11 protein-coding genes are annotated in these 12,308 nt (G+C 40.5%); all 11 read right to left on the bottom strand.

The annotated features are described in order from the left end of the window. Positions 1-13: 13 nt before the first annotated feature. Positions 14-1,282, bottom strand: a complete 1,269-nt coding sequence (locus MKY08_RS07235; RefSeq protein WP_081327941.1) for a tetratricopeptide repeat protein — start codon at positions 1,280-1,282, stop codon at positions 14-16. A 286-nt stretch (positions 1,283-1,568) separates the two neighbouring features. Beyond that, positions 1,569-2,858, bottom strand: a complete 1,290-nt coding sequence (gene aroA, locus MKY08_RS07230; RefSeq protein ID WP_069511764.1) for a 3-phosphoshikimate 1-carboxyvinyltransferase — start codon at positions 2,856-2,858, stop codon at positions 1,569-1,571. Positions 2,859-2,957: 99 nt separating this feature from the next. After that, a complete protein-coding gene (locus MKY08_RS07225) occupies positions 2,958-4,055 on the bottom strand; it encodes a prephenate dehydrogenase (RefSeq protein ID WP_069511766.1) in 1,098 nt (365 codons plus the stop codon). Next, positions 4,052-5,152, bottom strand: coding sequence for a histidinol-phosphate transaminase (hisC, locus tag MKY08_RS07220; RefSeq protein ID WP_069511768.1), 1,101 nt, complete (start codon positions 5,150-5,152; stop codon positions 4,052-4,054). Before hisC ends, MKY08_RS07225 begins: the two co-directional genes overlap by 4 nt. A 19-nt stretch (positions 5,153-5,171) precedes the next feature. Further along, on the bottom strand, positions 5,172-5,540 hold the full coding sequence (aroH, locus tag MKY08_RS07215; protein WP_069511770.1) for a chorismate mutase: 369 nt from the start codon (positions 5,538-5,540) through the stop codon (positions 5,172-5,174). Beyond that, a complete protein-coding gene (gene aroB, locus MKY08_RS07210; protein WP_069511772.1) occupies positions 5,537-6,628 on the bottom strand; it encodes a 3-dehydroquinate synthase in 1,092 nt (363 codons plus the stop codon). Before aroB ends, aroH begins: the two co-directional genes overlap by 4 nt. Before the next feature lie 3 nt (positions 6,629-6,631). After that, the gene (gene aroC, locus MKY08_RS07205) at positions 6,632-7,813 is read right to left on the bottom strand and encodes a chorismate synthase (RefSeq protein ID WP_069511774.1); all 1,182 of its coding nucleotides are present in this window, start codon (positions 7,811-7,813) and stop codon (positions 6,632-6,634) included. 372 nt (positions 7,814-8,185) lie between these two features. Continuing rightward, a complete protein-coding gene (locus MKY08_RS07200; RefSeq protein ID WP_069511776.1) occupies positions 8,186-8,956 on the bottom strand; it encodes a protein-glutamate O-methyltransferase CheR in 771 nt (256 codons plus the stop codon). An 84-nt stretch (positions 8,957-9,040) separates the two neighbouring features. Next, positions 9,041-9,271, bottom strand: coding sequence for a hypothetical protein (locus MKY08_RS07195; RefSeq protein ID WP_024364274.1), 231 nt, complete (start codon positions 9,269-9,271; stop codon positions 9,041-9,043). A gap of 517 nt (positions 9,272-9,788) precedes the next feature. Beyond that, a complete protein-coding gene (locus MKY08_RS07190) occupies positions 9,789-11,414 on the bottom strand; it encodes a long-chain fatty acid--CoA ligase (protein WP_069511778.1) in 1,626 nt (541 codons plus the stop codon). A 125-nt stretch (positions 11,415-11,539) separates the two neighbouring features. Beyond that, positions 11,540-12,307 (bottom strand): 3-hydroxyacyl-CoA dehydrogenase, encoded by a 768-nt coding sequence (locus MKY08_RS07185; protein WP_069511780.1) that lies wholly within the window; start codon positions 12,305-12,307, stop codon positions 11,540-11,542. Position 12,308 lies beyond the last annotated feature (1 nt).

Genomic DNA, 12,308 nt, shown 5'->3' with positions numbered 1-12,308 from the left:
CCCACTCCCTCCTTTACTCTAATTCTAAGCCTTCTAACATCTCTTGCCATTGTGGTTCACCTGGCTGAAGCTTGATTAAATAACCGATTACCTCTTTAACCTCTGAACGCTTGCCTTCTTCTAATAAGAAATAAACATATTTTTCTAAAAATGCTGCGTCTTCCTTAAAATCAGTATATGCCAAACGGTAAAATTCGTATGCACGGTCGTACAATTCTAAATTTGCATATGCGTCGGCAGCGTAAGGGTATAAAGTGTTCCACTCAAAATCATTTTTTTGCAATGTCTCAAATAATTCAACAACATCTTCAAAACGTTCTTGCTGTGTCAATATAGAGATGAGTGTTAATACTGCCTCCATATATTCAGGATCTAAAGCAATCGCTTCACGTAAATAACTTTCAGCTTCATTTGGCAAGGCATTTTTTAATGCCATTTTACCCGCGAATAAGAATAATGATTTATCGTACTCATCACGCTTTAAACCTTCTTTAATGGCAGCATATGCTTTTTTATTGTCTTCCGTCATAGCATAGCTTTCCGCAAGCAATAAATAAGCAGAAAAATAATCCGGATCCAATTCCTTTAAGTCCTCTAATTGTTTAATCGCCATTTCATATTTTTGTGATTGGAATGCAGCGTATGCTGCGCCAAATAAAATATCTGGCTTCACTTCGTCCTCAAGTGCTGCTAAATAATAGTCTAAAGCTGTTTCATAGGCAGCGCCTGCACGATATACTTCAGCTAATCGTTCAACGAGACTGATACCTGCAAAGTCTTCCTGTTGTTCATGTAATTCTTCATAAAGGCGTGCGGCCTCTAGAAAACGCCCTGTCTCAAATAAAAGCTCGGCTTTAGCAAATTGTAGTAGTGGTTCATCAGGTAAGATGGCTAGCGCTTCATTAATGCGCTTTTCTGCTACCTCAAATAACCCTTGCATTTGATAATAATCAGCTAGCACTAGTAATGCTTGCGGGTACTCTGGAGCTGTATCTTCGACTGCTAACAACATGTCTAACGCCTCGTCCTCATCACCAAGCTCCATTAAGACATTGGCACGATCAATTTTTAATTGTGCCTCTTCAGGGAATAAAAATTGCAAATGCTCCAGTACACGGTCCGCTTCTTTCATATACCCATATTGCATAAAAACTTCCGCCAGTGCGTAAATTTCCTCAGGTAACTCCTTCATTAAAAAAGATTCGAGTAGCTGGTCTATTAAAGCTAAATCCCCTTGCTCAAGTGCTTGCATCATTTCAGTCATCGCATTATTCACAGTCATTCACCTATTCTTTCTTGTATATCTTTATGCTACAAAATATTTTCTTTCGAAACAAGAAAAAACTCCCCAAAAGGATTGGGGAGTCCAGACTTTAGACAACCCAAAGAATGACGCATTTGTCTATTGTCTTGTTTGATTAAAAATACTTGTACATATTACTGCCTGTATTATTCGACAACCCACTACAAACTGGTGGAATTACAGCCAACTGCTACATCAACTAAACTGTCATGTAAGAAATCTAGATAATAAAGAATGACAATAGATGAAATCATTCATTTGCAGACTATTTCTTTACAGCCTCAACATGCTCGAAAAACGATGGGTAGGATACAGCGATGCATTCCGCATCATCTAATGTCACTGCACCATTCGTAATTAACGCTGCCACAGCGCCCATCATACCGATACGGTGGTCTCCGTATGTTTTTAAGCTAGCCCCTTGTAATGGCGTTGGTCCTTCAATCACCATGCCATCCTCAGTTGCTTCAATACGTGCACCAAGTTTTTGTAATTCATCGACCACAGCTGTAATCCGATCTGTCTCCTTCACTTTAAGCTCCTCAGCATCTTTAATAATGGTTGTACCATGTGCTTGTGTTGCTAAAAGTGCAAGAATCGGAATTTCATCGATTAGTCGTGGAATTATATCGCCTTCAATAATTGTGCCTTTTAACGTAGACGTTTCAATTGTAATAGTTGCTGTTGGCTCAGATTGATCGTCTTCATTTGGCACTACCGTCATTGACGCCCCCATATTTCGAAGCACTTCAATAACCCCATCACGCGTTGGGTTAATGCCCACATTTTCTAAAACAACTTTACTATTTTGGCAAATAGCACCCGCCACTAAGAAAAATGCTGCGGATGAAATATCTCCTGGCACTGACACATGTGTTCCTAATAGTTTTTGTCCACCTTCAAATGAGATAACGCCTTCCTCCACATTTATTTGTGCCCCAAATTGACGTAACATGCGCTCTGTATGATCGCGAGAAATTTCCGTTTCACGCACTACTGTTGTACCTTGCGCACGTAAACCTGCTAGTAAAATAGCAGATTTCACTTGTGCACTCGCCACAGGCATTTGGTAGTCTATTGCTTGTAGCGTTGTACCCTGTATGGCAAGCGGTGTATATTGTCCATCTGCACGTCCCGTAATATGAGCACCCATTTGACGTAGTGGATCGATGACACGTCGCATCGGACGCTTCCCAATTGATGCATCCCCTGTCATTACAGAATGTACGTTGGAGCCTGCTAAAATGCCAAGCATTAAGCGAGTCGTTGTACCGGAGTTCCCTGTATATAGCACTTCGCTAGGCTCTTGCCATGCTTCCATTCCTGCGCTTTCAATTGTTACATTTGTACCGTCCACATCAATCTTGACACCAAGCTTGCGGAAGCAATCTATTGTGCTTAAACAATCCTCTCCAAGTAAAAAGCCGTCCACCGTTGTTTTCCCTGTTGCGATAGCGCCAAACATAACTGAACGATGTGACACTGATTTATCACCTGGGATTGTTAAGTGCCCTTGTAATGATGGTTTATGATACTGTAATACTTTTTCACTCATCGTTATCTCCCGCCTCCATATGAAGATAGAAAGCGCCGATATATCGACGCTTTCTTTTAATTAGTAATTCAACGTCTCTCTTAACGCGAATGCACTTTCCTATGAAATATATGTTTCAAATTTGGCACGCTGTTGAATACATGCAGCTGCGCGCTCACGATCACTTTCACTTTGCAGGCTAATGACAAGTATACCGAAGACATCCTCGCGAGATTCTACGATACGTAAATTAGTAATACTAATTTTTTCATCCGCTAGTAAGCCTGTTACTTCAGAAATTACCCCTGGGTAGTCAGGAACATCGACATACAAATCAAACGACGTGAACATTGCTCCAGCACTTATTGGTAATTCATCACGGAGCTCCTTAGCAATTGCAAAATAGTTTTCAATATCAGCAGAGCTTCCATTTAGTAGAAGCTCCTTCACACGATTCATTTCGGATTGCCACCCCTCAAGCTGGGCTACTAATTCATCACGATTTTGTAGTGTAATATCACGCCATAGTATCGGATTAGATGATGCAATACGCGTGACATCACGGAAGCCCCCTGCTGCCAGTGAGCGTGTCATCGGATATTCACCATTTTCTCCGCCTAATTGATGCACAAGAGATGCTGCAATAACATGCGGGAAATGGCTAACTACGGCTGTCATATGATCGTGCTCACGTGCAGATACACTAACAACTTTGGCATGTGTGAATTTCAATAGACTTTCAAGTTGGGCCATATTAATAATTTCTTCACCCGCTAGTGGTGTTAACATATAGTACGCATTTTCAAAAAGATGAGCCTTTGCCGCTAAAACACCACTTTTATGAGACCCTGCCATCGGGTGTCCACCGATAAAGGTAATGCCTAATTCACGTAACTCTCCAGCTTTTTGCATAATCATTTTTTTCGTGCTACCTGTATCTGTTACAATCACTTTATTTTTTAACGGCCATGTTTTTAATTGTTCCATCCACTCAAGTGTAGCGTTAACAGGTGTCCCAAAAATAATGATATCAACCTCTGCTGCAACATCTTGTGGATTTGTCACAATATCATGAACAATATTTAAGGTTTTAGCATGTTCACGTGTTGTTTCGTCCATATCATAGCCTATAATTTTTGTGTCAGGTGCTTTTTGTAAAGCAAGAGCAATCGAGCCCCCAATTAAGCCTAAACCAATTACGAGTACTTTGCGTGTCATGCAAAAACTCCTTGTTCTTTTAACACCGCTTCTAGATGCTGTAACAATGCCGCATTTTGCGCTTCAGTTCCAATTGTTACACGAATAAAACCAGGGGCACCTAAAGCATTCCCACTGCGAATAATAAACCCGCGCTTCATAAGTTCCTGAAAAACAACATCACTATTAGCTTTCGTGTCAAATAAAATAAAGTTCGTATCAGATGGGTAGTATTTCAAATTATGCTTTTCACAAAAATCAACATATTGCTTTTTACCAATTTCATTTGCTTTACAGCAATTTTTAATATAGTCTTGGTCACTTATTGCAATTGCCGCGACTGCTTGACTTAAAATCGTATTGTTAAACGGTGCACGCACTGGATCCAGTTTAGCAATGACTTCTGGTTGACCAATTGCGTACCCTACTCGGAAGGAAGCAAGACCGTATGCTTTTGAGAATGTGCGCATTAATAGTACATTGGGATACTCGTTAATTAATGGTAGTGTTTCTTTATGACCAGGGTGTGTCACATATTCGATATACGCTTCATCTAACACGACCAGTACATCGCTTGGTACTTTCGCTAAAAACGCTCGTAAATCAGTATCTGCAATGACAACACCAGTTGGATTATTCGGGCTACATACCCACACAATCGAAGTATTTTCATCAATTGCTGCCGCCATAGCGTCCAAGTCATGTGCGCCATCAATACAAGAAATTTTACGAACTTCCGCGCCTTCAATTTCAGCATTATGAGCATATTGTGAGAATGATGGATCTGCCATGACTGTATTCACACCTGGATACAACAGCGCACGAGTAAGAATTGCAATAATATCATCCGAGCCATTGCCAAAAAGAAGCTGTGTTTCTTTGACACCTACATGATTTGCTACAGTTGTACGTAAGTTTTGCGCATAGCCGTCTGGATATAATGCATGGTTTACTGCACTATTGTGTAAATATGCTGTTACCTTAGGGGAGCAACCAAATGGGTTTTCATTTGATGCTAACTTTACGACTTCTTGTAAGCCAAATTCACGTTGTACTTCTTCAATTGGTTTACCTGGCTTATATGCTTGCATACCGTCCAATTGTTGTTTCCATTTCATCTCAAACATCTCCTCTTAATTATTTAGCTTGGGCTAAATCTGGTCTTAATTTGATTGCATCATTTAAATAAATATGCTTTACATCTTTTTGCGCCATTTCTACATTCGCATGAATTAACACACGAATACATAATGGCAGAGCTCCAGGCACGTCCATTTCATGCATACACATAACAGGCACATACTGCCAACCTTCCATTAATCTTACAGCACGCGCTGGAAACGCTGATGTAATATCTGGCGTTGTCGAAATGACAATAGAAGCAATATCCTCTACTGTAACATCGTTTGCTGCCACTACTTCACGTACTAATCTAGCTGTCTCATCCCAAACAAACTCTGGCTTGTCCAATTCAATTGTAATTGCGCCTCTTAATCCACGAATCATCCAAGCACCTCCGCTAATAATTGGCGGAATTCAGCATCTATCTCTTTGCATTCTGCTAACTCAATTGGTCGCACAAAAGGTTTCCCAATTTCTTCTAGTAAAACAAATTGTAGTACGCCATATTCCGCTTTTTTATCTTTTAATAAATACGTTGTTAACTGTTCAAATGAATAATCATTCACCGCTTCAAAAGGATAGCCATTTTTTACAGCAAAATGTAAAAATGCTGTTGTAAAGTCACGATTTAGCTTACCATATCGCTCACTAAGTAAAAGACAATACACAAGACCAATCATCACTGCCTCACCGTGTGCGACTTTCCCATAACCTGCTGCTGCTTCAATGGCATGGCCATATGTATGACCTAAGTTTAAATATTTGCGCACAGATTGCTCCGTTTCATCCTCGGATACAATTTTCGCCTTTACTTCAATGCCCGCCTTTAGCTGTTGAGCCAATTCCGTTGTACTAAAATGAATAACTGATTCAGCCGCCATTAATTGCTGTAGCCAGGAAGCATTTGATATCATTGCGTGTTTAATGACTTCAGCTGTCCCCGAACGCACCTCTCGCTCAGGTAAACTCTCAATAAAGGCCGTATCGAATATGACCCCTTCAGGCTGGTAGAAAGCACCAATCATATTTTTGCCTAGTGGATGATTGATGGCTGTTTTACCTCCAACGGCTGAGTCATGTGCTAAAATCGTCGTTGGGATTTGAATAAACGGTACTCCTCGCATATAGGTAGCTGCAACAAAGCCTGTTAAATCGCCAACTGCCCCGCCACCAAATGCAAAAATAAATGATTTTCGTGAACATTTTTGTTCAAGTAAGAAAGTTTGTGCTGCATTGTATTGTTCAAACGTTTTACAAGCTTCACCACCCGGTAGCACAAAGACCTCAAAGTCATATGGGAAATGGCCCTTAAAATATTCCCCTTGGGCAGCCCACACATTGGCATCTGTAAAAACAATGAGTTTATCTGCTTTTTGCAGTTTATCGTCAAATGTTTTGACTGCTTCAGCTAAAAAATTATGCCCAAGCACTACTTCATACTGATGTGATGTTGTCGCTACTGGTACACGCATATATCAAAACTCCTTTGCGTAACGGCGTTGTTCTTCAATTTGAGCTTGTAGTTGTGGCAATTGATCTCCGTGGAATTGTTCCATAATCGCACTTGCTATTTCCCAGGCAATAACATGTTCAGCAACAACTGATGCCGCCGGTACTGCACAGCTATCAGAACGTTCAACGCTTGCTTTAAACGGTTCTTTTGTTTCAATATCAACACTTTGCAAAGGTTTATATAGCGTTGGAATAGGCTTCATAACACCGCGAACGACAATTGGCATACCTGTTGACATACCGCCTTCTAAGCCACCCAGTCGATTCGTTGCACGTGTATACCCTTCTTCTTCTGACCAAATAATTTCGTCATGTACTTCTGAACCTTTGCGACGAGCCATTTCAAAACCAATACCAAATTCAACACCTTTAAAGGCATTAATTGATAACATAGCGGCCGCTAATTTCGCATCAAGCTTGCGATCGTAATGCACATAAGAGCCAATACCAGCTGGCATACCCTCAACAATTACTTCAACAACACCACCGATAGAGTCACCTGCTTTTTTCGCTTCATCGATTGCCTCCACCATTTTTGCAGAAGCAACAGGGTCTACACAGTAACATGGATCTGCTTCAACAATTGTACGAATTTCTGCTGCTGATTTCCCTTCAATTACAGAAGTGTCTGCCTTAATGCCTACGATTTCTGTAACATGTGACACAATTGATATACCAAGCTCATTTAATAATGCTTTAGCAACGGCACCAACAGCGACGCGGACAGTTGTTTCACGCGCAGAAGAACGCTCTAAAACATTGCGTAAATCGCGATGCCCATATTTCATACCGCCTACTAAATCTGCATGACCAGGACGCGGACGTGAAATCTGACGTTTTATATCTTCTGGATTGATATCTTCTGCTAATGGTTCTGCCCCCATAATTTTTGTCCAATGCTTCCAGTCATCATTTGTGACAACAAGCGCGACAGGAGAGCCAAGCGTTTGTCCGTGGCGCACACCACCTACTATTTCTACTGTATCCGTCTCAATTTGCATACGGCGACCGCGGCCATGCCCTCCTTGACGACGTTTTAAATCATGATTAATTTTCTCTGCTGTAATTGGTAAAAGTGACGGTAAACCCTCAATTATCGTTGTTAATTGCGGTCCGTGTGATTCTCCTGCTGTTAAGTAACGCATAAACGCTTTCTCCCTTCAACTCGCTAAAGTATGTATTTTTCACTATAACATATATTCTCTAAAAAAACAGTCCTTTTACAAATGTCATACCACCTTGACATTAATACGTTCAAATAGACAGCACAACATTATATGCGAATATTCTGAACGATTCATTTAAAAAAAGAAGGTTTTTTAGTAACACATCCAACTCTTAACGCTACACATTCTCCTGGAAATTATCGGCAGTGAAATGGTTAACTTAATAAAAAAATACGCTTTTTGCTTATGACAAGCGAAAAGCGTACGATCATCTATGTCTAGTGTCTTGGCAATTTATGTACGTGACAGTCATCTTGTTCACTGTACGAATGCTTTTCATCATATAGTTTGCTATTTTTTTCGATAGAAGAATGTATCCTCTACCTCAAAGTCATAACGCGAAGGATTAAATATTTGCTCCGTTGAGCCGACAAATAAAATACCATCTTGTCGTAATGCTTTACTGAAGTTTGCATAGATTTGATCCTTTGCTTCTTCGGTAAAGTAAATCATCACATTGCGGCACACGATAAGATCATAATTGGCATCATAATGATCGTTAAGCAGATTATGCTTTTTAAAGGTCACACAACGTTTAATTTCATCTTTCACTCGGTAGAAGCTTCCCTCTTGCTCAAAATACTTCGCCTGAATATCTTTTGGTACCTCTGCTAAAGAACGCTCTGGATAGACACCCAATTTAGCTTTTTGAATAACATTTTCATCTAAATCTGTGGCGATTATTTGAATTTGCGATAACGGCACTAATTGTGATAATACCATTGCTAATGAATAAGGTTCTTCCCCAGTAGAACAAGCAGCACTCCAAATTTTTAAACGCTTGTTCGATTGCAATAACTTTGGAAAAATTTTCTTTTGTAATACTTCCCAGCGCTTTCCATTTCGATAAAACTCCGAAACATTAATGGTCATACGATCTAGAAATTCATTCATTAAATCGCGATCTTGCTCAAGAGCCTTTAAAAAATCAACAAAATTACGATATCCCTTTTTCTCATAGAGTGAAGTTAATCGTCTTTTCATTTGCGCTTCTTTATATAACGCTAAATCAATACCAGTTTTGCGCTTAATACCTTCTACAAATTGTTCATAATCTGACATACGGTCATCTTCCCCTCTAGCGTCGTATTTCCATTATAGCGGAAAAATGCCTTTACTGAAATAGTCTTTCATGTGTATTCAAGGTTACCTCGTTGTATTTTTCTTCTCTTCTAATAGTAGCACTTTCGAATGTTCCAATTCTAGTCGCAGTTTTTCGGTTTCTTTTGTATATGATTCCAATCTTAGCTTCTCTAACTCCACTTCTTGTTCGATTGTCTTTAATTTAAGTTTTTGCCCCTTTGTACGCGCATCAGTAAATATTCCAGCCAAAGCGACCATTATGCCACCAATAATAGCAACAATAGCGATTTCCATAATTTCTCTTCCCCCTATCTATAAAGATTATACGATAAAACAAGCAAATAGTTTCCTTTTTTAAGTGTACTCCATTCATTTTCTAATTAAGCAACAATGAAAAATTAGTTCGAGGAAAAACATACGTCTTTTGTTATAGACATCAAGCGTTTTCTCTCAACACAGCGTCCAATGCAATAAAAGGCATCAAAAGAGAAAAAGTGTTAGATTGACTGCAATCAATCCAACACTTTTTTGCTATGCCGTTGTTGTCCGCTACGGCGGTGCTTTCCGCGGCACACCGTAAGCCGCAACCCTCGCTAACGCTCGGTCTGTTGCGTCTTACATTATGTGCTGTTCTGAGCAGGAGTCACCACCTCCGCTACCAACAACTAGTGCACACTTCTAATTTTTTTATTGCAAAAGCAAGAATAGCTAAGTTCTCCATATAGCAAAAAATTATGAACACCTTTCGTCTGTTTCTTAAATTTTTTGAGTTATGTCCCAGCTCCAGTCTATTACCATATTAATATAACTGTTAAATTTTCACACGATAATCTTTTAAATTTTCCCTTAACTTAGCTTTCATAAATTTGCCAACGGATGTTTTCGGCACTTCATCTAAAAAAACAACATCATCGGGAATCCACGTTTTATGGAACTGTGCTCGCAAACTATCGAGCAGTTCCTCCTTCGTAATGGAATCTTTATATTCAGGCTTAGGAACGACACATGCCAGCGGACGTTCCAACCATTTCTCATGTGGAATGGCCACCACTGCCGCTTCAAACACTTTCGGATGTGTCATTAATGCATTTTCAAGCTCCACAGATGAAATCCATTCCCCACCACTCTTAATCAAATCTTTTGTACGATCTGTAATTTTAATATAGCCGTCAGGGGTCATCACCGCAATATCTCCAGTATATAGCCACCCATCTTTAAAAGCTTCTGCCGTGCGCTCGTCTTTATAATATTCACTAGCAATCCAAGGGCCTCTAATTGTAATTTCCCCCATCGTCTTGCCGTCCCATGGTACCTCACCATGTTCATTAACGATTCGCATATCAAGAAGTGGCATCGTAATCCCTTGCGTTGTGCGAACGTGCATCTTTTCATCTGTCGTATAGTGTTCCATATGTGATAAGTACGTCGATAAGCTAACAAGCGGTGATGTCTCGGTCATTCCGTAGCCCGTGAAATACGGAATTTTTTGTTCTTCTTCAAAACCACGCACAAGACCAATGGGCGATGCGGAGCCACCACAAATAATGGAACGTAACGACGATAAATCACGTGGTTGTTGACGTTGCGCTTGTAACACACCAAGCCAAATCGTTGGAACGCCTGCTGTTAATGTTACTTTATACTGTTCAATTAAATCGGCTAATAGCTGTGGTGTAAACATCGGTCCAGGTAGTACTTGAGTAGCCCCAAATAACACACTAGCAAACGGTAAACCCCAAGCATTGGCATGAAACATTGGGACGACCGGTAACACGACATCACGTTCACATATAGCGATGCTATCAGACAGCCCAGCTGTAATGCTATGAAGAACAATGCTCCGATGTGTATAGACAACACCCTTTGGCATGCCTGTTGTTGCACTTGTATAGCACATGCCAGCAGGCGCATTCTCCTCTATATCATCTGGAAATTCAAAATCACCATTTGCCTCTGCAAGTAGTTCTTCATAGGAAAGTACATTGGGTAGTGGCGAGTTTTGCAATTCAACTGCATCCCCCATCACGATAAAATGCTTCACCGTTTTAAGCTGGGACACGATTGGTGCAATAACAGGTACTAGATTTTCATCAATAAGCAAAATTTCATCTTCTGCATGATTTATCACATACACGATATGCTCAGGCGCCAAGCGAATATTAATCATATGCAGTACTGCACCAGCACACGGTACGGCAAAATAGGCCTCTAAGTGACGATGATGATTCCAAGCAAAAGTGCCAACTTTTATCCCTCGGTCCATGCCAAGTGTCGTTAAAGCATCCGCTAATTTACGAGTACGAATAGCAAACTCTTTATAAGTAAACTCATGAGTCATTGTAGGGCTTGTACGCGAATAGATTTTTTTCGCATGAAAGAATCGTTCTGCCCGACTTAAAAAACTTGTCAGTAGTAAAGGTGTATCCATCATATGCATAACATCGCTCCCTTTCATTATCCTGACGTTTATCACGCCCTAATTAAACCGAAGCTGACCGCTGCTACAAAACATTCGTTTTTATCGACGACTATTCTTTTTACATCATAAGTACTTAAATTTTTTTATTTCGGTTGCATTCGTATCGCACCATCAAGGCGAATGACCTCGCCATTAAGCATAACATTATGAATGATACTTTCTACAAGCAGTGCATATTCGGATGGTTTGCCAAGACGTTTAGGAAACGGTGTCATAGTTGCTAGTGCTGTACGAGCTGGTTCAGCTAGCGACGCAAACATCGGCGTTTCAATTAGCCCAGGCGCGATCGTCATTACTCGTATGCCTAGCTCTGCAAGCTCACGCGCAATCGGCAATGTCATCGCCGCTACTCCACCCTTTGAGGCACTATAAGCTGCTTGTCCAATTTGACCATCAAATGCAGCCACAGATGCTGTATTAATCATAACGCCTCGCTGCCCATCTTCATCAGGCTTATTATGCTGCATTTGTTCGGCTGCAAGACGAATAACGTTAAATGTGCCAATTAAATTGACAGCTATCACTTTTGAAAATAATCCAAGAGCATGGACACCACGTTTTGAAATGACTTTACTCGCATCCGCAATCCCTGCACAGTTAACAGCAACATTAATCAGTCCAAATGTTGCTATCGCATGTTCAATCCCCGCTGCCACATCCGCTTCCTGTGTCACATCAACACGGACATAGCGGACATTTTCACCTAATTCTTGCACGAGTGTCTGCCCTCTCTCATCATTGACATCAAAAATAACAGCTTTGCCACCTTCTCCAACAATTTTCCGGACAGTTGCCTCCCCTAAGCCTGATGCACCACCTGTTACAATCGCTACAACTTCATGACATTTCATC

The sequence above is a fragment of the Lysinibacillus sp. FSL M8-0337 genome, from assembly GCF_038593855.1.
Taxonomy (GTDB): Bacteria; Bacillota; Bacilli; order Bacillales_A; family Planococcaceae; genus Lysinibacillus; species Lysinibacillus sphaericus_D.
This window is presented reverse-complemented; position numbering and strand designations above follow the sequence as displayed.

Coding starts and splice junctions, on each gene's coding strand:
- MKY08_RS07190 (WP_069511778.1), bottom strand. CDS start 11,414: ATGCATATGATGGATACACCTTTACTACTGACAAGTTTTTTAAGTCGG.
- MKY08_RS07200 (WP_069511776.1), bottom strand. CDS start 8,956: ATGTCAGATTATGAACAATTTGTAGAAGGTATTAAGCGCAAAACTGGT.
- MKY08_RS07195 (WP_024364274.1), bottom strand. CDS start 9,271: ATGGAAATCGCTATTGTTGCTATTATTGGTGGCATAATGGTCGCTTTG.
- aroA (WP_069511764.1), bottom strand. CDS start 2,858: ATGAGTGAAAAAGTATTACAGTATCATAAACCATCATTACAAGGGCAC.
- hisC (WP_069511768.1), bottom strand. CDS start 5,152: ATGAAATGGAAACAACAATTGGACGGTATGCAAGCATATAAGCCAGGT.
- aroC (WP_069511774.1), bottom strand. CDS start 7,813: ATGCGTTACTTAACAGCAGGAGAATCACACGGACCGCAATTAACAACG.
- MKY08_RS07235 (WP_081327941.1), bottom strand. CDS start 1,282: ATGACTGTGAATAATGCGATGACTGAAATGATGCAAGCACTTGAGCAA.
- aroB (WP_069511772.1), bottom strand. CDS start 6,628: ATGCGTGTACCAGTAGCGACAACATCACATCAGTATGAAGTAGTGCTT.
- MKY08_RS07225 (WP_069511766.1), bottom strand. CDS start 4,055: ATGACACGCAAAGTACTCGTAATTGGTTTAGGCTTAATTGGGGGCTCG.
- aroH (WP_069511770.1), bottom strand. CDS start 5,540: ATGATTCGTGGATTAAGAGGCGCAATTACAATTGAATTGGACAAGCCA.
- MKY08_RS07185 (WP_069511780.1), bottom strand. CDS start 12,307: ATGAAATGTCATGAAGTTGTAGCGATTGTAACAGGTGGTGCATCAGGC.